This window comes from Sphaerothrix gracilis Ecp01 (assembly GCF_030405905.1).
Lineage (GTDB): Bacteria > Cyanobacteriota > Cyanobacteriia > Phormidesmidales > Phormidesmidaceae > Sphaerothrix > Sphaerothrix gracilis.
Genome location: NZ_JASATW010000048.1, coordinates 1 through 21,691, shown reverse-complemented (window position 1 = coordinate 21,691; position 21,691 = coordinate 1). Strand labels below are relative to the sequence as shown.

The following is a 21,691-nucleotide window of genomic DNA, read 5'->3' as shown; positions in this document are numbered from 1 at the left end:
CCTCTGACGTCATCTGAGTAGCCTCGGTGAGGTTCGTAGGTGTCGATGAACTGACGACCGCAGGCGACGCAGATGTGATTTTGCTTACCTTTTCTCTTACCGTTCTTACGGATGTGAGTGGCTCCGCACTCTGGACATTGCATCGCAGATTCCCTCTAATTCATCTTTTAATTATGCAACGCCTATTTTTGAAGTGTAAAAAATGTTTCACGATAGCCTAAAAGTATATCTTCACACCAAGCATCTAAAATCTTACGTATCTCTGTCGAAGAAGGTTGGCGGTCAAGAGCTTTCTCTACGAATTCCTCTAATTTACGTTGTTCTTTTCTGTCAGACTCTTTGAAAAATCTACTTGGATTATTCTCATGACAAGACTGAAGGTGAACAGTGTATTCCCACATATTTTTCTTTTCATCAGCGGTTTCTAAGAGAAGCTTATAGGAAACAGTCAGGTCAAAACTTGCCTGATTACCATAAGAATCAATTCTTTTATAGGTAGATGGTTTAGCAGTTAAGGAGCTATGAGTTGACACTACGGGAGGTAAAACTATTAATACATCTCCTGATTGAATATCAGTGTCGCTGACTAATAAGCCATCTGGCAGAAAGTCTCCTGTACGCTCTATGACAAGTTGACAACTGTCGTCGTCGTATCCAACTAGCGTCTGGGCATTTAGCCTAAAATCTATGATCCTGATATCAGGAGATATATCCAGTTTATACTCACTAGAAATACCTGAACCGCGAAGAACGATTGATATATTTTCCACTAGTCTCAACTCAACTCAGCCCAAACAGTTGTTCTGAATGGAGAGATGAAATTTCATGAAATCCCACCGCTCAATTCATTCTCATCATCAGAAACAGGGACAGATGTATCAGTGATTTTATCTGTCTCATCTGCTTGTCCACTTCCAGCTTTAAGGGATTTAATCTGACGAGAGAAACCTAACAAATGATTAGCATCTGATTCCTGCATACGCATTGATTTCAGCAATTTTTCAGCATCCTCAACAGAGCCAGAAGGGGGATTTGCTTGTAATTTCTCAATTTCCTCGTTGAGTTCCTCCAGCTCTTCTGGGTCACCAGCTGCTATTATCTGCTGTCGCCTAGCCAAAAGTGTTTCCAATTCATCGACACTTGCTTGACTCGAAGCTTCAACAATTCTTAATTGAGAATTTAGCTCTAACTGCCCTGCTTCGGCTACAGAAGCGATCTTATTAATGCGAAATTTTTCAAGCTGCTGCTCAGCACCAGATTTTAGTTCCTCTAGCTCTGTTAATCTTCGAGAAACATTGTTCACTTCAATTAGAAGACCAAACTGTTTGACCACACTTTCTGTAGCGACTTCTGCAACTAATTGTTCCAGGAGAGTTTGTGTTTCAATGTTGTTGTACGAGAGAATCTCACTAGGTAGATTGCTTAGCTTTGCAAGAATACTTTTCTTAATGCAATTCTGAATACTTTCGAGACTAGGTTTCCTAGCTTGGAAAGTATACCAGCTAAATTGTTCAACTCCATTTATCTGAAAGTCACCATTCAGATAAGCAGGTTTGCCATCTTTGAATGAATTAAACTGCAGTTCAAATGTGCCCACCCTCTCAAACAAGCGTTCATAGCAAACCTTGATCTCTGTATCTAAAGTTTTGATGACGGTGCCACTAAGTTTAGCTTTGAATTTTTCTTCCAATGCGGCTTTTATAGTTTCAGATAATTCCTCTTCAATAGATCTTTTTTCACCTCGATCTGTAGCTGGGGCTGAGAAGCGCATGTAAAATCTTTCCGGTTCGATCTGATTAAGAAACCGACGCACAACATCAATAAGGTGCTTCCTAATCAAATCTTTTGTGTCTACATTGGGACTAAGCTCCTTTGCAATAGCCTTTAAATCAGGGATATGCAAGGTCGAAATAATATTTAGACGGACTTCAACTTTAGCATCCTTCAAGGTAAAAGATTCATCCTCTACTTCGACATCAAAGTCCTTAGTGAGTTTTAATGGTTCCAATTCGGGAATCGAAACAATTTGCTTGACGGAGTATCCTATGTCGTCAGCAGCCTGTTCCATCTGCCTCTTAATCGAGCCAGAAATTTCACTGAAATCTGAAAGAACTTCAATATATGTCTTTTCGAATAAGGCAGTCTTTATTATGGGTTCCAACTTACTATTAACCCAGTTTTCAAGGCTCGAAATGTGAGACATTCTGTACTTCGCAATATCGTTTAATTCCATCTGCAAAACATTGCTAATGGAAAAGGGTATCAAAACTGGATCATGGATCTCACAATTAATAATAGTCTTTATCTCCTCAAATTCCTGCGGGGCAGATGCAATTGCATCACTATTAAGAGATAGAAAGTTGACCTTTCGACCATATTCAACAACTAAATCATTGATATAATCAACAAGTTGATTTCGGATTGAAGTATTTAAGTCTGAGTAAAATTGTCGTGTAGAGACATTGGCTCTTAAATATTTCCTAATACCTTCCTTCACTAAGTTGGTGATCTTAATCTCTCGCCCAGCTTCAAGAACTGCTCTTACCTTATGCTCCTCATCCACGATGAATTCTGCATGGAGATTTACATCAAAAGCGTCATCGTAATCCATTACACGCACGCTGAAGGAAGTTGGCTGGATTACAAAAGGTTTAAGATCATTTTCTCGGTCAAGCGAAATACGCAGCCGAAACGATAGCCCAGTTTCTTGCTGGACTCCATACGTTACTAGTTCCTCAAGCCTGGAAACTTCAGAGATATAGTTGTTGATGAAGTGATCGCCGTCTGAACGACTGTACTCGTCCACATATTTTGTTGCGATGGCCTTTAATTCAACCTCTGGCTGAAGATTACCAGCACAAAGGGCATAAAGTGCCGTTTCTTCACGTCCAGGAGGGCAACTAACTTCATAGTCAATAACTATATCAATCCTTCTATCGCCCTTAAAATCCCTAACAGTGCACTTTAAGTCTCCCTCGGCAAGATTAGATGAATCGCTGTCATTAGCAACAATGTAGTATGAGAGGGTTCCTCCGAAAACAGAAGTCAGAAAAGAACCTTTTTGATGGACTTTGACTTCTTTTTTCTTTTTTTCTATAATGAGTAATCGCTCGGAAGGTCTTGTTCTAGCGTCTTTTTCAACTTGACGGATAACTTTCTCAAAAGATCTGTTAGCTGACATATTCATACTTTCACTATTCAAAGTAACTACTGTTTCAATCAATTTGATTTACATGCAAGCTTAAACTTCTTCTTCAGTCTTCTCAATGAGTTGCGTCTACGGGTCAATATTCTTCGATTGTCTCTTAAATCTTTTCTATTAGCTTTAGATAGATAGTTGATTTCATGCAAATAGCTTTCTCTAAGTTCATCCCAAAACTGGTTTAACATTCGCTTTAATGAATTATCAGAAAACACAACGATATGTCGAAGCATATCATCTATAGCAAAGATGTTTTCTTCTGGAATATCAGTATCAAAACCAGTCAATATTAAGAACCATTCTGCAATCAAACTCCCTAAGAATCTGACTGCAGCATCTATATCACCTAAAAGAAATTCCATCAAAAGCAAGCCATCCGAGTCTTTGTGGAATAGAATACTGACCAAAATTTCAAACTTGCTTCCATATCCATCATCAGTAAAAGAAGTCAACAGATGGTAACTGGATGGGCTAGAACCAAATTCTTCTTGAGGAAAATATGGCAAAGTATTTGCAGAATAATCAATCAGAATATAAACTGCAATTTTACTTGAATGAGAGTATTCAAAAGATTTAGCATCTTGATCTGGCAACCAACTTTGTAGGCAACTTAAGAGCTCTGAACTTTGGAGTTCAATCGATTCAAACTTTTTATATAGCAGATCGTAAGCTCTATCTCTAACCTTTTCATCTTCTGCGTCGTTATCCAAAAGCTGTTTAATCAAGCATAGGTCATCAAATTTTTCAAAATTTTCCAGTTTTTCAATTATGTCTATAACATCATCATATCGACGTGATTCAAACAAATTCTGAAGGAATTCATTTGAAATGCCACTCAATTTTTCATCGTTTAGGGTGAAGTACAAAAGGCCAGAGATTCTAGTTAAAACAATCCTTCTTCTAGATTCCGATTCGAGGGCTTTCAAAAATTTCTTAACTATTTGCTCAAGGCTGAGAGAGGGGCCTATCGTCCAATCTTCTTTCTCAGAAAACTGATTAACTAACTGAAAGATCCAATCCTCATTGTATACTGACGGATAACTTGACATGGCATCGAGCAATAAATTTATGGCGCTTCTTGCTACTTGTATCTGAGGGTGAAACAGAAAAAGTTGTGTTTTCTTGAAAACATTGTCAAGATAGAGAGCCTGATCCTCTTTAAGATAGGCTTTAACCTCATTTCTAAGGTTAGGCCTTACAAAGTCAATAACAGAAGAATCTCTGATTTGAACAGTTCTTAAATGACATTGCTTAAGATATTTATCCGATCCATCATGACTATCCTGCCAAATTTCGAGTAGAGATTGCTCTTCTTCTCTCTTGATAGTTACCAACTTCCCCTCAAATGTTACTATCTCGCCCTCTTTGTTTAGAATCTCTTCCTCTTTCTCTATCGTGATGGCTTTATCCTTCAATAATATCGAAACAACCTGATTAAACTCATTAGGAGTCAACCCAGGGAAAAAAACTGCTACATATATTAGAGTTCGGTCTATAATTCCTCCAGAGATGAACAAATTAACTATATTCTGAAGATATGAGTCTGCGTTTTCGGATTTTGCTCGTTCATTACGATACTTCTCACGAGTAAATCCGGAAATTAACTTATTAAATTCTGAATCTGAACTGGTGAAAGCCTCACCTTTATTCTCTTCTCCAGAATTATCGTTATCTTCTGTAGATTTTTGATTGGTATTTGTAATCTTTTCCCTAATCTCTTTTTTCTCTGATTCCTGTTTCTCCAGATTTTCATTTAATTGTCTTATTTCTTCCTCTAGCTTACTAATTTCGCTGCTTCTACTTCTTTTATTATTTAAAACTCTAACCCCAGAGACAACTCCTTGAGAAACCTCTTTGACTTCCGAAACTTTATCCTCAGAAACGACTTCTTGAGAAGCCTCTTTGACTTCCGAAACTTTAACCTCAGAAACAACTTCTTGAGAAGCCACTTTGACTTCCGAAACTTTATCCTCAGAAACGACTTCTTGAGAAGCCACTTTGACTTCCGAAACTTTATCCTCAGAAACAACTTCTTGAGAAGCCTCTTTGACTTCCGAAACTTTATCCTCAGAAACAACTTCTTGAGAAGCCTCTTTGACTTCCGAAACTTTAATTTCAGAAACAACTTCTTGAGAAGCCACTTTGACTTCCGAAACTTTAACCTCGGAAACAACTTCTTGAGATAAGCCTTTTATTTTTAAAAGTCTTTCCTCGATATCTTTGAGCTTTTGAACAGTTTCACCTATCTGAGTTTCTTTTTCACTTAATTCACTTTCCAAATCAATTTGTTCTTTCAGACTGCTCGTAACATGCAGCTTGGCCAGGAATCTTCTCTTTGTACCTGTAAGAATGTTGTAAACATCGATGTACGACTGACGTTCATCTTCAAGCACTATTTGCTCAATTGGCTTCGTCATAATAATTAAAACGCTAATAAGAAAATTTCATTGTCAATTCAGTTTCCAGCTTAACTAAGGCATTCACAAGATCAATTTTTTGTGACTCAAGATCACGAATATGGCTTTCTAAATCAATCTTTTCTCTTTCATTAGCCGAAAATAAATTGCGTTTTCTTAGGCGGGAAATTATCTGATTTACTTGTTCAAGCTCTGATTTTTTAGATACTATTTCATCTTTCAAGAGACTCAATTGAAATTCAGTAACTAAAGACTGATCTCTCAAATCGCTAAGGGGAGATTCCACAAAAACTTCTTTCGGCAACTGCTCCCAGATCAGTTTTATAGAAGATGTACAGATAGCAATTCCCCTGTGACCATCTTTTATCTGAATACTTAATATGCCAACTACATTGCTAGTCGCTTGATCTACTACAGGAGCTCCACTGAAGCCAGGTTTCAATCTAAATTCAGGGTCATCTAAAGCTAAGTACCAAATCGGAACTTTATTCCGCCCAGACATAAACCATTTAGAGGACTTAGATAAAATTCCATCAAGCGCTATCAGTTCTCGCCTTTCTCGCCGCTTATCGAAAGGGGGTATACCAATTATTCTAACTTTCTGTTCCTTATAAGCTGAGTCTGACAATTGCAACATAGGATATTCTTTTGCTGTGTTCACTTTGAGTACGGCAATGTCAGCATCTAGACTATATGCTTCAAGAAAAGCTGTTTCACCATTTACTAAAATCTGATATTTCTCAGCTTGCTCCTGCGCCTTTTCAACGACATGCGCACAAGTGATCGCATACATGAACGTCGAGTTTTCATATATAAAGAAGCCTGTGCCAAACTCAATCTCGACACTACCCGAGGCTTGATCTTCTAAAGCCTTGATTGTCACCAAACAGATGCATTCGGATACGTCTTTCATGTCTTCTCATCCTCAACCTTTGTCCTGCGAACTTGGCTTCAGAACCAGCTTTACTTTTAAGTTACTTGAGGCTTTGGCTTTCGTAATATATATATTGCCTTCACCCTCAAAGCTAAAACCGATCTCTACTTCAGCCGTTTCCACATACATGTCTTTATTTAGTTCTTGCCACACATCGGCAATAGGCCGACAAGCGTTTAGCAATATAGGCTTCACTTTGTCAAAAGTTGCATTTACCCGTTCAGCAGTGCGATCGCTGATTTCTTGTATCTCATCCTCTTGCACCTCAACTTCGACTAAAGTTCCATCCTCAAGTTTTATAAGTTTGCCGTTCACTTCTAGTTACCTCCAAGGTTGGAAAATACAAAAAATTCACGCTTCTAAACTTTACTAAAGCTGTCTAGGATGAAATAACAGATATTCGATGGTGGTCATTTCTCTAGTTTTATGTCTCAAAAATCTAATAAATTTTCAAGAGAAAAAGAACATAGATGAGGATCCCATAGTATGCTCGCTAGTCAGGTCCAAAAGCCAGCCAACTTTTAGGAGATTCATTCCAGAATTCTCAGACAAGTTTTATGATTTACACGACTTCCCACTCCTTTAAACAACTCATTTCGGGAGTTTCCGAAAATTCTTAATCAGATTTTTCTATGTGAAAGCTCTTTACGTTACTACCGAATGCAGAATAGAAGCCTTGAGTATGTAAAGCAGGAGAGAGTTCAGGCACTTTATCTGTGACTCTATCTCACAATAAGCCTAAGCATTGCCAAAACCCAATATCAACTTCATCTCTTATATGCAAATGCACTTAGCCGCTAGCTAAATTAAAAACAGATAACAGTCCCCAACAGCCAGAGAGATTCATAGCCTAGAGGCATCATGCGAAAGGCTAGGGACCATAGCAGCCAACCTATACATCAAGAATATGATAGCCAATTCTTCCCTTCAGTGGCTAGAACAGGTTCTTAATTTTTTTGGAACTATCGGATTTGTGCAAGCCCAAAAAACAGTTCGCGTGTACTGCTAGTACCCACGATTTCACAGCTTTCGGTGTTAAAGGTCAACTTTAAGACTTTCGGAAAAATCTTGTTTCTACTCCAGAGGCCGTGGTTATACTTTTGCTTGGAAATCAAAAGTATGGATTTAAGGCCCCTGCAGCGGCAGGTATGGAGCGTGAGAACTTAATTAAGGGTCTGTAGCTCCGAGTGGTATTTTGTGATTTCTTATACAAAAAATATTCCGGAATCGTTTGCCTAGCAGGTGTATCTGGAGCTGTAGTTTAGTAGCTATTAAGTTAGTGAGTCTTTATGGGAGTTATCTACATCGGCGATCGTGCTGTAGGCAAAACTCATTTGGCGCTGGCGCTTGCTAGTCCACGATCTCAACACGTAAGAGTGTTGCAACCAGATTATGAGAACCTGAAAAGTCTGTTAACTGATGATGAAGACTCGACTAGGCCCACAGAAGCGATAAGTTTTCGCTTTTTGGAATTTCAAGCCAGCTTGCCTGCTGGTAGCAAAAGTATCACTGTGGATTGGATTGATACCCCTGGCGAAATGTGGAGGAAGCGATGGCAAGACAACAATCCCAACGATTGGCAAGACTTTCTTGAGAATAGCCGGAAGAGTGAAGGCATTTTGTTGATTCTGAATCCCTATCGTGAGACCTTGCCAGCTTCCTGTGCGTTTGACTACAGCAATCAACAGCAGTGGTGTAGTCGTTTTGAAAAATGGGCTGATTTTTTTCGGGACGATTGTCCTAAAGCCCGCCACATCATTCTTTGCTTGAACAAGGCAGATCTCTTTGTTGATGATCTAGACCAAGAATCTAGCAGACTAGCCTTCGACCCAAATGGCTCCACAATGACTTGGCGGAAACGTCATAGTTACGTTCTCCATAAATATCTTCGACCGATACAACCGCAAATTGAACACATCAACAGAAGTACCCGCGGACTATCCGTACAGTGCTTTATTACAAGCATTTATAGCCGCCCCCTTTTAGAATTACCTTGGATATATATGGCAAGCTTTTTGGCAAAGTGATTTTACATAAAGAGATACTATGGGTAATATTCGTGTGATCGGACCTAGGGGTTCAGGCAAAACCACTTATCTAGCATCGCTAGCTTATTGGCCAGACAGCCAACGTCCTGGGAAAAAGAAAAAGGGCCTAACAGTCAAGGCTTTAAATGACGAAACTCGTGAACTTGCAGATAAGGCGGAGAATATCATCTTAGAGGGTGAATCGCTCGAGCCAACTCGAGTAGAAGGGGGAATCGATGCGCTACCTTTTTACTCCTTAGGTATTGAAGTCAAGACTTGGTTGCAGAAACCAGAGTTGATTAATCTTGCTGTGCGCGATTATCCAGGGGAGATTTTTGAGGAATTGGCTGATCCAACCTCTATCAATCCTATACATAAGGAGTTTGTTGACGAATGCCTAGAAGAGACGGTTGATGGGTGTTTGATTTTGTTGGCTGACTGGGAACGGAAGAAAGACAAGTTAACAAGTCGTGCCTTAGCAAACTTTGCTAAACAGTTAGATACACATGATCGCATTAATAATCTTCGTATTGCAGTTGCCATGAGCAAGTGTGAACGTGGAGAACTTTGGCCCGGTCGTTTAGACCCTGAGATCGATCTTTTTCGACAGCATTTGCCTAAAACAACTGCAGCCTTAGAAGAGTTTCTGCCAAGTAAGAGCCTGAAATTTTATGCAATTTCGACCTTTGGGGTTCTAGGGCGCAATGATCCTCGTCCTAATCGAGAGGATGTTGTTGGAACTGGTGGAATGCACTCCGTTCTGCGTGAGCCAGATAATTGGAAGCCCTATGGTTTGCTCGAACCTCTGTATTGGTTAAGCAAAGGAAGGACACTAAGCTATGTTTGAGCAATTTAAGAAGCAGGTTAGCTCAGCGTCTAATGCTTCTTCATCGCAAAAAGATGCTGTGATTCGCGTGATCGGTGATCGGGCATCTGGCAAAACAACTTATATGGCGGCGTTAGCTCGCTTCCCTCATGCCTCTTCTAACAACTTAATTCAAAGTATTACCGCTATTAATGATGATGGTCGTGAGCTGATTGCAAAAGCTCAAAACCTATTAGAGCAAGGGTTAGAACTTGAACCAACCGACTTAGAAACGAAAGCGGAAATTATTAAAGATTATCGACTGAGTATTTTAACGAATGATTCATTCTCTCTGAAAAGAACTCCCATCGGATTAACCGGGAGTCCAACCCTCCAAATGAATGTAAGTTTCAAGGATTATGCAGGAGAATTTTTTTCTGATTTACTACACCGCAGCCAAGATTCTCAATTAGCTGACTACTTAGAAGATTGCTCTCAAGCGACGGGGATAATGTTCTTGCTAGACGGTTCAGCCCAGCGAAAAGATGCTGAATATGCTGCTGCTATAGAGAAATTCTTCAATGGTCTGGTAGATACAAAGGATACTTCTACCCTCAAGCGTATCGCTTTAGTTTTAACCAAATGCGAACTTCCTGACCTATGGATTAAGCGAAATCAGCCAGAAAAACTGGCTCATGCCAAATTCAAGCAGGTCTGTGCAAAATTGCAATCTTGGCAATTATCATCTAAGGGCAACGTCAACTACTTTGCAACTTCGGCCTTTGGCGTTGTCGGATCTCGCTTTGCTGAGCCTAATTCTAAACAATTAAGCCGTGATCAAGGTGGTGTAACGTCAATCCTTCGAGATCCACAGCACTGGAGGCCCTTTGGCCTCGTTTCTCCAATATATTGGCTATGTACGGGTAACAGGCAACAACAACTAGATGAGGAATAAAGACATCATGTCTTCTTCTGTTGAAATTCATGAATTTAGCACTGGCATTACTCCAGAAAAATTACCCGATGGTGGATGGGTCTCGCGTGGGTTTACTGGAAATTATATGAACTCTACTTTAGTAGAGATTCCTCGTGTAATCTATCGCTCTATTGCTAATAAAGACTTTGCCGTTTCAGAAGGAGCTGCTAGCGATGTACCCACGGTTATTGGTCGAGATATCGAAAGTTGGTCTGTTATAGCTTTGATCACAAAAGGTCGTGATGAAAAAGGTAGGGCAGCTTCCTTTTATCGTTATTTTCTAACACAAAGTGATGAGGGGCTTTCAAGACTCCTAGCATTTATTGAGGAACGACAAAAGCAAGGACAAAGCTTTACATTTGATCCTTTTGATTTTGTAGAAGTTAATCGTCCTCATACAGTTTCACAACAAGTTTTCAACACACACCCAGATCACCGAGGCACAACTGACCCCTGTCAAGAAATACCCTGTGTGTTGGACCGGCGACAAAGTTGCGACCCAGTCTTTGTGAATCAACTTGCTACGTCATGTTCACAAAGTAGCGGTCAGCCAGCGGCCTGGGCCTTCAATGTAGAGGCTCTAGAGAAGCCTCGCCGCTTTCAAGTTATCTATCCTGCTAGCGATGCTGCTTATCAGCGTATTCGGCAGTCAATACTGGCCATACCAAAAGCTGTTAGTAGTTCTTCAGTAGACGAGCAAGCCATAAAGACTGCACTCAAAAGCCTAATTAATTCTTCCCAGACCAAACCCGAGCATCTTCGCATTTTGCTAGCCACCATTGATTTTGTAGCAAGTGCTTCAAGTAACATCGTCTCCAAGGAGTTCTGGAATTCCCTTTTTAACAGCCAAGGAGCTGAAAATGCAATCCGCCAAAAAATATACAGCAGCCCCATGACGAGGCTCTTGACCCTCAGAGCCATAGTCCTGCCAAAGACTCTTTTCAATTTTTTAGAGTGGATAAGTCAAATCCCAGATACGACCCAGAGGCAGGAGCAAGAAAATGTTTCTTTGAATTTACAAAACCAGGTTGTTCAGCTTTTTGAATCGTCAACATCTTTACAAGAATTAGCTCTAATAGGTTCAGATTTTCTATTGAGTAGCTCCTTTACAGGTAATGCACATCTTGAGGAGATAGCATGGTTGATTAATTCATCTGATGGTTTCTGGCAAAAGTCATTAAAAAAGCAGGCTGAAGAGACTAAGCATTTTGCATCTCAATTTAACTATCAAAGAGGTATGAGAGTTTCTGCTCACTATGCCGCGCAGTTAAACATCACGGATACTTGGAAAAAAATAGTTAGTGGATTTCGCATTTTAACTCCTCCTAAAATCACGAATGATCCGAAGTATATAAATATTGGAAATTTCTTTTTGTACTTAAGAGAGCCGGTTCTCGCAGCTTGTTGTTATCAATCTGGCCGTGGCTTGGTGCCACCGCAAATTTATGATGAGGCTTCAAAATATCCAGAATTTAACAACGGAAGACCTTACGGACTTCAATTTCCACTATCGAGGGAAAAAACATTATTTGAAAAATTTTCTAGCTTTCTACTTGCCCCTACAAGTATAGCCGTCATTATTGTCTTAAGCGTAGCTACGTTAGCTTATATATTTGGCCCGTCAGCTATAGATTCTTTACGGAACATCCTTTCACCTGCGGAAGAAGAAGTCTCAGCAGAGGAAGAAAACTCACCAGAAGGTGAAATTTCTGAATCGACAATTTATCAGGGTGCTCAAGCGGAAGCAGAGCCCCTTGAAGAGGATGAATTAATTCCCGAAACGGCTTTACCAGAAGAAGATTACCTTGATGTAGCTACAACAGATTTTGGTAGCATAGCTGTTCCAGCAATCCAAATATTGGTAAATGAAATAATATCTATGCATTCTTCGCAAGAAGCCCTTCCTGATACTGGTGAGGGTGATATCCATAGCTTGGATTCAACAGGTGAAGAAGAAGCCATCAAAGAACTAGCAACAATCCTTCTAGGTCGAGAGGTTACTCCGCAAGAGCTAGAAGGATTAGAGTATTCTTCTATTTTACAAACTTCACAGTCACCTTCAATCCAGCCGATAGTTGTGGAGCGGTGGATAGCAATGTTTTCAAGTTATCAATCCCGTCAAGGATTAACTGCTGACGGTTATCTAGAAAACGAAGGAGATACGTTTCAAAGATTAAAGCAGGACCTTATCATGTCTATCCAAAATAGCTCTATACCGCCCATTCCATCGGAGAAGGATACCGAGCTTACACCAGAAACGAATGCAAACGTCGTAGAACCAGATTCAACTCCAGTGTCTCCTCAAGGAGATTCACCAATAAGGAATTAGTCCTAGTACATTTCCTACTAAAAGTCGAATTCAGGAGTTTTTAGATGAGGGTCTATCTATATATCTTAGCTGGATTAACGTCAGCGCTTATAGGATGGAATATAGGTCAGTTTCTTATTGCCGATCTTGGCATATTTAGAGATTTTCGCGAAATTGTTCTATTCCCTTGTATTGCCATTTCATTAGCTATTGGAATTGTCTTAAATGAGATTTTTCTAAGTAGTCCAACCCGCCCCAAACTAAACCTGCGCTCATCTCCGCTTCCGATATCTATAGCAGCGGGTTTGGGACTGTCATCTGGTTTAGCCGCAGGACTTCTAGTACAGATACTCATCCTGCCTCAGCTTGGCGTTCCTTCTTTTGTGGTCAGAGTGCTTGGCTGGCTCTGCATTGGCAGCTCTGTGGGGTTTGCAGAAGGGTATACGTGGCGGTGGCGTAGCATTGAAGCAGGAGACAAGCGCAGATTCCGCAAACGATTCAAGACCAGTATCTTAGCCGGAAGCTTAGCAAGCCTTTTGGCTGCACTGCTATTTGAAATTCTTCGGTTAGTTTCTAACATTACAGCACTGGCTGCTCTTGAAGATCCAATCGGTTTTTCTATTTTAGGAATTTTGCTAGGTTTAGCATTCAGCCTAACAGCATCTCCTAGCTACATGGTTGCTCTACGTGCTGGAGCAGGATTTGAGTATCAAGATACTAGCCTATCTTCCCCTTCAGCTGGAAAATCTTCTCCCAGTATCAGTAGTGCTTTAAGATTTGTTAGCCGCGGCCAACTATTCAGTATTGAAGAGGGGTTGTCTATTCAGTTACCTATTGATAAAACAATCGCTATTGGGTCTGCGCCTGAGGTTGATATTTATCTTCCAGGACTGACTCAGTACTTAGCACAGATAGACTTACGATCACGAGAATCCATACTAATAGCAAAGGAACAGGGTGTAGAAGTCAATGGTGAAAGCATAAGAATAAATAGCCCTGTGACTCTTAAGCACAATCACGTTGTGTCTTTTCGAACTGAGCAGTTTCCGGAACATGGCGGTGTAAAAACAGATGAAAAGCAACTTTACAGATTCGTGTATTACAATCGCTTCCTTGATCCACAAGGCTAGCTTAAGGTCGATAGTTTTTTTCGTCCTATTGAGCAGTTCAGCCTTAGCCACATCTCCAAGTGCGGTTGAAATTGTCAGCAGCCCAAAAACCGAAGACGATGAAGTTACTGTCCGCATTTCGGTAACTGATGATCAGAATCGACCAGTTGTTGACTTACTGGATACTGACTTTCAGTTGATAGTAGATGACTCGGATTTACAATTTGAAAGCCGTAATTGGAGACGCCCTCAAGATGTAGTTCCACCTCCAGCGTGGGTGATTGTTCTCCTTGATATGAGTGGCAGCATGAATCAACCTGACAGTAGAGGTACGACCAAGCTGCAAGGGGCATTGGAATCCATCACTCAATTTAAGACCTCGATTTATGAGCGATTGGATACGGTGTCAGAGGCAAACATTCCTCAAATCGCGATCGTTCCCTTTGGTAAGCCTGGAGAGAACTGTGAGGGATTTCCTGTCACTCAAGATGAGTTGGATAAATTTTTTCCTGCTGATGCTGTTCTTCTAGATAACCACTTAGATTTTCTCGCCAAGCAAGCACCTTGTGCTGCCACAAACCTTTATGAGCCTTTGAGTAAGGCTATTCGATTTCTAGGTAATACCCAAGACCCAAGATTTTCCCACTCCGAAGAATCTCAGGAACCAAAACCACGACTTTCAGTCATCTTACTGTCTGATGGTTATCATACTGAGGGAAAAGAGGCTGAAGACTTTGAGAATCTAAAGCTATTAATTAGACAGAATCCAGAAATCGCCATTCATACTTTAGGGTATGGATTAACACCTGAAGAACTAGGTGATAAGTACGGCTTAAGGAGACCTGCAACTCGCAATGACATTGGCAGTGAAATTTCTGCTGATGAATTCGTTGATCAAGCTCGCCTAGCCGAAATCTCACAATTAGCTGGAGGCATTTCGGAGTTTTCTGCTGATGCAGCAACGGTTGCAGAGAAATTGCAAGTTTTCCTAAACGCTTTATTGGGTGAATATGAAATCAGCTACGTTCAACCGAATGCAGATCGTAACTCATCGCATACGGTGAAGGTACTTATTAATGCCGAGAAAGGTGTCATTCAATCAAACTTACAAAAGTATAGATTAACGGGGTTTGGCCGTATTCTTGAGCGCGATGTTCGTCTGAAAATTTTCGCTTGTACGCTTTTAGTAATGGGTGTTGCTGGAGTTGTGCCCTTTTGGATATGGTCAAATCATCTGGCAGAAGCAGAAATGTAGTTGATGGCCGCTTAGGAGAATATGGGCAAATGAAAGGTACTTTATCTACCTTACTATTAGTCGTTATGACTATGTGTAATGCATGTTCTGACAGGCATAGACAGGTAAGTGCTAAAGGTGAAGACTCTAACGCTTGCCCAGATGAACCACTTAACGTTCTGGAAGGTCAGTACGTTAAGCGAATATCCTTTGATGAAGAACCACTGCATGTTGCATCTGGTCAAGTAAACGTTGGTAAGGCAAGAGGATTTGCCTTTGAGGCTGAGCAAGGATCTCTATTAAGCTACAGCACTCAAGAAAATATATGTGTGTGGCTTTACACTCCAACAGGGGAGCTAAATCACGATAACAAGTTGCCTGTAAGTGGAATATATACAATTCAGGTTGCAACCATAAAAGGTAGCACTAGCTTTACTTTGGAAATGAGTTTAAGAAAAAATGAACCTCAGCAAACAGAACCCAATCGTTTGACAAGCCAAAATTCGAGTACTCAATCGACGGATGTTATTAGCCAATCAGTTGAGCAGAATATTAATCCGCAGGAGTTTGTACAAGATTATTTCGCAAATTTGAATGATCGCAACTATAGTTACACATGGGAAGCTCTATCTTCCGACTTTCAAGCGATATCCGAAAGTTTCGAAGGCTATACTGATTGGTGGAATAGTGTCGATAAGATCGTTTTGAATTCCACTAAGGTTGTAAGTCAAAGTGGAACTCAAGCAGTAGTAGATGCTGAATTAAGATATGTGATGAATACAGGAACTGTTGCGAATGATGATTATGGAAGAATTTATCTCCAGTGGAATACTGATAAGGGGAATTGGGAAATCTTTAAGAAGACCGCCCCATAGTTGAGGCCAAGCAAAATATGAAAAGAATTTTATTTTTAACGTTCTCCTTAATAGCAACTTGTAGCTGTACATCTGCAGTTTCGCAAGGTAGCAATAGTTCCAATGGCAACACCTGCCCCAACAAACCACGAGTCGCACTAAATCAAAATAATGTTGAAGAGGTTTCTCTTGGAGAAACCACACTCGCCAAATCAGGCAATGTAGGCATCAGTCAAGCAAAAGGATATATATTTGAAGGCAAACCTGGGGACAAGCTTAGCTACCAGACTGATGACAATGTTTGCATCTGGATCTATGCTCCTGATAATAGGCTATTAACAGGTAATAATCTTGAACTTGACGGGAAGCATACTCTTCAAGTAGAAGCTTTGAGAGGCAGCACTAGCTTTGAACTGGAAATGAGCTTTGGAGAGTTGGCTGATAATGTGGCTTCAGCCGACAATTCGAATGAGTCTGATACTTCTTCGGACATCCCTTCTGATGACTCTGAGAACACTTCATCTGATGACCGCAATACTCAAACCTTGGCAAGTGATAATAGTCTGAGTGAAGATCAGGCTAAATCGTTGGTTCAAAAGTGGCTTGATGCTAAGTCTGAGATCTTCGCACCTCCCTTTAATCGGGATTTAGCTAAAGAGCTTACTACCGGTCTGCTTTATGAAGACATTACGAAACCTGAAGGCTCTATAGATTGGTTGCGAAACAACAATTCATACTATATCTATAACGAGTCTCGTGTAGAAGATGTTTTCTCATTTTCGGTTGACAATGAACGGCCTTCTATCAAAGTATCTATTTTTGAAGATCGTGTTTTAATTGGCAAAACTGGTAAACCTGACGTATCCCAGTCAGGTTCTTCAACTAGTAACCTTACCTACTTTTTTGTTCAAGAAGATGGTGTCTGGAAAATCGAAGACTATAAATAGATTAGTGTTGCATGCTTAAACGTCGTGGCTGAGAATTAAGTGAGATTTTCCGCTGTCGACAACCATCTATTTGAAGTGAGCTTTATAAGACTAGTGAGACAACATTAAAATGGGAAGAAAAACCAGTTCCAGTGTTGATGCATCATTAGTGAGGAAGGATCTATTATTACGTTTTTTTCTGTGCATAGGCATCTTGGGAATGCTGCTTTTTTTAATTTTTGATTTGCTAAAGAGCAGATCTGGTGATTTTTCCTGCGATAATTCTTCGATATTAAATAACTCTCGCAGGATTGATCTAAATGAAGGCAGTTTGCGCGAATTCGAGAATCAGGTTCCGAATGGGAAAATTGATTGTTTTCAGTTTTCTGCTGAATCTGGACAAGAATTATATTTGAGTTCTAATACTAGCCTAGAAGTCGTCTTTCCAGATGGAAGTACATCGATATCTCAAGGAATATTCAGGAAAATCTTGCAAGAAACTGGAGAATATACTCTGCGAATTGATGGTACTTCTTCATCTCGAACCTATAAAATAGAGGTTGGTTTGAATGACGCTTATGAAGCCAGTTCTGATGCAAACAATCCGGTTTCAAATCCCAAAGGTAATCCTGTAGAAGAGCAAATCTCAGAAGTGGGATTTCCCACTTATAACGTTAAGAGTCAACCTTCGCTCACTCACAATCAAGAGCTTCAGCAAATAGTTGACGGAGGTGTTAGCCTTGCGAGTGACCAAGGTCTACCAATTCAGCGATTGTCGATTACTTTAATTAACCTAAATAGTCTTTCATTTGCAGCATATAACGAACAAGAATCCTTCTTTCCCGCAAGTGTTACCAAGCTGTTCTGGTTAATTGCGTTATTTGGCTATTATGATGCAGACAAACTTCCTCAAAATTCTATCACTGAGGAAGATCTATACAGAATGATTCAAGATTCAGACAATAATGCGGCTAGTCGAGTGCTAGATTCGCTTACAGGAACTCAATCAGGCTCCGAGCTCAACGACGAGGAATTAAAGAATTGGATTGAGCAACGAGAGATTGTAAACTCATATTTTGAAGGTGCAGGTTACTCTGACATTAATATTAGCCAAAAAAACTTTCCCATTCCTGATTTAACATTAGACACCCCAACTGGACGTGAATTGCAAATGCGGGGGGGAGACGAAGATTTCCCTATTAGAAATTCATTGACTTCGTGGTCAATTGCTCGGCTGTTGTTTGAAATTGAGCAGGGCCATGCCATTTCTCAAAATTATAGTCAAAAGGCTAAACAGCTTTTGAAAAGAGACTTTATCAGCGAACAAGCAAAAGAATATGACTCAATTCAAGGTTTCTTGGGTGGTGGTCTTAATCCGAACGAAGTAACGTTATTTTCTAAGCCTGGATGGACCTCCTTTTCAAGGCAAGACGCGGCTATAATTTATGGCCCAAATGGCTCAGCTCGCTATATTTTGGTTGTGCTAGGCGATGATATTGGGTACGCTGATGATTGGGAAGTTTTTCCTCAGATTTCTGAATACATCTATTCGAGAATGCTTAATACCCGTTAGTTTCTAAATGCTCTTTATCGAGTCGCTGCACTTCCCGCAACTTTTCGGGGAACCACCAGGGGCATGCGGGCTAGAGGAGACGGGCGATTGTGCTTAGTTTCCTCCTCAATCAGCACTCGACCAGGTTTCAATGGGTTTGGGGAACTGACATAGGTCTGAGTGACTGACAAAAGACTGTACAGCAGTTAAGTGTCAGAACTGACTACTCAGGAGTGTCACGCTATGTCAGTTGAGCGATACACTGAGACACCGTTGAGTTCCTCCTACTCCATGCGCTGTCCTCATTGCCAGTCCGGGTAGTGCCTTTTAGTAAAGGACAGAGGAAATAGCTGGATGGCCCGATTCGATGAGTCGTTTTCTGATTAAGCGATTGTATTCGTGGATGAACGTCCAGATCGCGCCAATATGGTTTTCTAGCTTCTTTGAGAACGACAGGGTCTTTCTGACTAATCGCGATACCCGCTGTCGCATCGTGTTGTTCAACCGCTCGATATAGCTCGTCAACCCGCTCTCTTTGCCGACTACCACGTGGCGCTTGCTCGGAATAACGGTTTCATAGGCCTCCCAATAGTCGGTGTAGACTTTGGCGCATTGTCGGTAGACCGCCGGTAGCGACTGCCATAACTGCCGGGCTGATACTCTCGAACGGTCGCCGACATGACAGCCGATAATTTCTCGGGTGTCTGCATCGATGGCTAACCAGACCCACTGCTTGTTGCCCTTGTCATCGACAAACGACCACAACTCATCCATCTGTACCGTCAGCTTACCCTTGGCCTTAGGGATAACCGGTGCGGTTCGGACCACCTGGGCATAAGCGTTGTTGACGTGCTCCTGGAGCCACCTCTGGCAGACCTGAGTGACTCGGGCAATACCGGCTAAGGGAATTTTCTCCAATAGAAGTAAGGTGACGAGACCGATAGTGTCTTTGTCTTTGGGTTTCCATTGCGGGTCTTCGACGAACTGACGTCCACAGTCTCGGCACTTGTAGTTTTGCTTGACCCGGCGCGTTGTACCGTTTTTTGAGATGTCGTGGGAGCCGCAGGTGGGGCAGGTCATCTCGATCGCCATCGCGCTCATGCCTCAGAACACGGTAGATAGGTCACCTTTATTCTCTATCCTTTACATTAGTGGACTACCGTTTCTCCAGCGAGTGGAGACTTTCAGGTTTACGGTCTGAGCTGTGGACAGTTCGTGCTTTGTTTCTATTCAATTAGTTTCTCCAGCGAGTGGAGACCTGCTCGCTTGGGGAGTGGCAGGCACGATCACCCGACGCAGCCTGTTTCCATTCAATTAGTTTCTCCAGCGAGTGGAGACTCCAAAACGCCTTGCACGGGCAAATGCAAGGTTCTGTTCGTTTCCATTCAATTAGTTTCTCCAGCGAGTGGAGACCCCCTCTATTTTGAACCCAGCTATCCCAGACTGTCTAGCCCCCGCTCGCGAAGCAGCAATTCTCATTTTGATAAGGAGCTGTTCAAGGCTTGGAGATGCCAGTATTGTAAGAACATCAGGGAGAGCCAAGAGAGTCAGAACCGTTGAAAGAACTGGGGTTATTTAACACAGTAGTCGGTTCTTTTCGCCAGCGACTGTCCTCGCTACCGGACAAACGCACGGGCAAGAATACCCGCTATGGGATGGAAGATGCTGCTTTGAGCGCATTTAGCGTGTTCTTTACCCAGACCCCGTCCTTTCTGGCGTACCAGCGCATGATGGCAGGCAGCAAAGGCAAAAGCAATGCCCAAAGCTTGTTTGGCGTTCATCAGATTCCAAGCGACAACCAAATCCGAGACTTGTTAGATGCTGTCGCCCCCGAACAGGTGTTTCCTGTGTTTGAGGAAATCTTGCAGGTCTTAGCCCAGCAGGGTCAGTTAGAGGAGTTCCGTTCCGTGGCGGATACCCTATTGATTGCCATCGATGGCACCAAATACTTCAGTTCGAGCCAAATCCACTGCTCGAACTGCTCAACCCGCACCTTGAAGTCGGGAGAGACCCACTACTTCCATAGCGTCGTCACGCCGGTCATCGTCTGCCCAGGACAGGCTCATGTGATTCCGTTGGTGCCTGAATTCATCGTGCCGCAGGATGGACATGACAAACAGGACTGTGAGCATGCCGCTGCAAAACGCTGGCTGTCGCAGCACGGGCAACGCTTGAGTGCTCTCAAGGCTACGGTTTTAGGGGATGACCTTTATTGCCATCAACTCTGGTGCCAGCAGCTTTTGGACCAACACTTCAACTTCATCCCGGTGTGTCGTCCGCAGTCCCACACTACCCTCTATGAGCATCTCGAGGGCATCGACCTGCCGACACTCACCACGACCCGATGGACAGGGAAAGTTGAGGAAACCTATACCTACCGCTATCTCAACGAAGTCCCTATTAGAGATGGAGATGATGCGCTCTTGCTAAATTGGTGTGACCTCACCATCAGTCGTCCGGATGGTAAGGTGTCCTACCAAAACTCCTTTGCCACCAATCTCACCTTGAGTCATGACACGGTAGCAGAGATCGTTCTAGCAGGACGGACACGGTGGAAGGTGGAGAACGAGAATAACAATACCCTCAAAACTAAGGGCTATCATCTAGAACACAATTTTGGGCATGGAAAGCAGCACCTCTCCTCGTTGCTGGCAACGTTGAACATCTTGTCTCTGCTATTCCATACGTTGCTGGAGTTGCTCGACTCTAAGTACAAGTTGCTGCGCTCACATTTGCCCACCCGCAAGACCTTCTTTGATGATTTGCGAGCGTTGACCCGCTATCTGTATTTTGACAGCTGGGATCATCTCCTCACCTTCATGCTCAAAGCTCTAGAGCTAGATATCCCTCCAAACACCAGTTGAATTTTCATACTGAGAATTGCTGCTATAAATGGCCCTGCCAGAAACCACCGCATACGCCTGAAACGACTGGGGAACCCATTCATCTAAGCTCTGTGAAAACAGCCCAATTTCCCCGACCGGCGGTAAGCGATCGCTCTCAGGCAAGCGGCCTCGATAGGTAGACGTCATCCGGCTGAGAATGTAGTGAATTTCACCCCCGTAGGGCACATCTCCCCCCTGGGCGATCGCCGCCTCGACCCGGGGAATGCCCGCGATCGCTGACTGAATCTCAGCCGCCTGCTCTGCCAAAGACGGATCAATCCTGCATTCCGCAGGTTGACAATGAATAAGAAAGGTGGTGTGCCGTAGAGTAGAAGCAGCCCTCAAGAGAATGGATGCATCGGTTGAAGATAGAGAATCTGGATCACCTAGGCTTGGTTGCTGGGATGGTGGACGAGTTGGGACTGGTGGAACTGACCAACGCACAATTAGGCCAGCATAAGC

Annotated in this window: 19 protein-coding genes; 11 read left to right on the top strand and 8 right to left on the bottom strand. The window is 42.1% G+C overall.

The annotated features are described in order from the left end of the window. The 6 genes from QJQ48_RS26525 to QJQ48_RS26500 all read right to left on the bottom strand — a co-directional run. A partial coding sequence (locus QJQ48_RS26525; protein WP_428843059.1) for an IS1/IS1595 family N-terminal zinc-binding domain-containing protein occupies nt 1-143 on the bottom strand: 143 nt, incomplete at its 3' end. A gap of 39 nt (nt 144-182) precedes the next feature. Next, the gene (locus tag QJQ48_RS26520; protein ID WP_346294250.1) at nt 183-770 is read right to left on the bottom strand and encodes a hypothetical protein; all 588 of its coding nucleotides are present in this window, start codon (nt 768-770) and stop codon (nt 183-185) included. A gap of 53 nt (nt 771-823) precedes the next feature. Further along, a complete protein-coding gene (locus QJQ48_RS26515) occupies nt 824-3,223 on the bottom strand; it encodes a hypothetical protein (protein WP_346294249.1) in 2,400 nt (799 codons plus the stop codon). Continuing rightward, entirely contained in the window at nt 3,220-5,619 is a 2,400-nt protein-coding gene (locus tag QJQ48_RS26510) for a hypothetical protein (RefSeq protein ID WP_346294248.1), read from the bottom strand. The genes QJQ48_RS26515 and QJQ48_RS26510 overlap by 4 nt, the downstream gene beginning before the upstream one ends. A gap of 13 nt (nt 5,620-5,632) precedes the next feature. After that, complete coding sequence (locus QJQ48_RS26505) at nt 5,633-6,532, bottom strand: S1 family peptidase (RefSeq protein WP_346294247.1); 900 nt, start codon at nt 6,530-6,532, stop codon at nt 5,633-5,635. A gap of 12 nt (nt 6,533-6,544) precedes the next feature. Beyond that, entirely contained in the window at nt 6,545-6,868 is a 324-nt protein-coding gene (locus tag QJQ48_RS26500) for a CU044_2847 family protein (RefSeq protein ID WP_346294246.1), read from the bottom strand. Nucleotides 6,869-7,842: 974 nt separating this feature from the next. Here QJQ48_RS26500 and QJQ48_RS26495 point away from each other — a divergent pair. From QJQ48_RS26495 to QJQ48_RS26455, 9 genes are all read left to right on the top strand, one after another. Continuing rightward, complete coding sequence (locus QJQ48_RS26495; RefSeq protein ID WP_346294245.1) at nt 7,843-8,580, top strand: hypothetical protein; 738 nt, start codon at nt 7,843-7,845, stop codon at nt 8,578-8,580. 19 nt (nt 8,581-8,599) lie between these two features. Beyond that, nucleotides 8,600-9,427, top strand: a complete 828-nt coding sequence (locus tag QJQ48_RS26490; RefSeq protein ID WP_346294244.1) for a hypothetical protein — start codon at nt 8,600-8,602, stop codon at nt 9,425-9,427. Next, a complete protein-coding gene (locus QJQ48_RS26485) occupies nt 9,420-10,340 on the top strand; it encodes a TRAFAC clade GTPase domain-containing protein (protein WP_346294243.1) in 921 nt (306 codons plus the stop codon). The genes QJQ48_RS26490 and QJQ48_RS26485 overlap by 8 nt, the downstream gene beginning before the upstream one ends. 7 nt (nt 10,341-10,347) lie before the next feature. Then, complete coding sequence (locus QJQ48_RS26480) at nt 10,348-12,690, top strand: hypothetical protein (RefSeq protein WP_346294242.1); 2,343 nt, start codon at nt 10,348-10,350, stop codon at nt 12,688-12,690. A 44-nt stretch (nt 12,691-12,734) separates the two neighbouring features. Beyond that, nucleotides 12,735-13,799 (top strand): hypothetical protein, encoded by a 1,065-nt coding sequence (locus QJQ48_RS26475; RefSeq protein WP_346294241.1) that lies wholly within the window; start codon nt 12,735-12,737, stop codon nt 13,797-13,799. 28 nt (nt 13,800-13,827) lie between these two features. Next, entirely contained in the window at nt 13,828-15,033 is a 1,206-nt protein-coding gene (locus QJQ48_RS26470; protein WP_346294240.1) for a vWA domain-containing protein, read from the top strand. Continuing rightward, nucleotides 15,000-15,887, top strand: coding sequence for a hypothetical protein (locus tag QJQ48_RS26465; protein WP_346294239.1), 888 nt, complete (start codon nt 15,000-15,002; stop codon nt 15,885-15,887). The genes QJQ48_RS26470 and QJQ48_RS26465 overlap by 34 nt, the downstream gene beginning before the upstream one ends. A 17-nt stretch (nt 15,888-15,904) precedes the next feature. Beyond that, the gene (locus QJQ48_RS26460) at nt 15,905-16,813 is read left to right on the top strand and encodes an ARC6/PARC6 family protein (protein ID WP_346294238.1); all 909 of its coding nucleotides are present in this window, start codon (nt 15,905-15,907) and stop codon (nt 16,811-16,813) included. Nucleotides 16,814-17,012: 199 nt separating this feature from the next. Beyond that, nucleotides 17,013-18,365 (top strand): serine hydrolase, encoded by a 1,353-nt coding sequence (locus QJQ48_RS26455; RefSeq protein WP_346294237.1) that lies wholly within the window; start codon nt 17,013-17,015, stop codon nt 18,363-18,365. Between the two features lie 306 nt (nt 18,366-18,671). On the opposite strand, the gene QJQ48_RS26450 is transcribed toward QJQ48_RS26455, so the two are convergent. After that, a complete protein-coding gene (locus tag QJQ48_RS26450; protein ID WP_428843102.1) occupies nt 18,672-19,424 on the bottom strand; it encodes an IS1 family transposase in 753 nt (250 codons plus the stop codon). Between the two features lie 476 nt (nt 19,425-19,900). Between QJQ48_RS26450 and QJQ48_RS26445 the strand changes: the two genes are divergently transcribed. Then, a complete protein-coding gene (locus QJQ48_RS26445; protein WP_346294235.1) occupies nt 19,901-21,208 on the top strand; it encodes an ISNCY family transposase in 1,308 nt (435 codons plus the stop codon). On the opposite strand, the gene QJQ48_RS26440 is transcribed toward QJQ48_RS26445, so the two are convergent. Beyond that, entirely contained in the window at nt 21,182-21,496 is a 315-nt protein-coding gene (locus tag QJQ48_RS26440) for a hypothetical protein (protein ID WP_346294234.1), read from the bottom strand. The two genes, QJQ48_RS26445 and QJQ48_RS26440, sit on opposite strands and share 27 nt — an antisense overlap. Nucleotides 21,497-21,591: 95 nt before the next feature. Here QJQ48_RS26440 and QJQ48_RS26435 point away from each other — a divergent pair. Next, nucleotides 21,592-21,691: DUF4277 domain-containing protein (locus tag QJQ48_RS26435; protein ID WP_346291993.1), on the top strand; the 100-nt coding region annotated here is incomplete at its 3' end.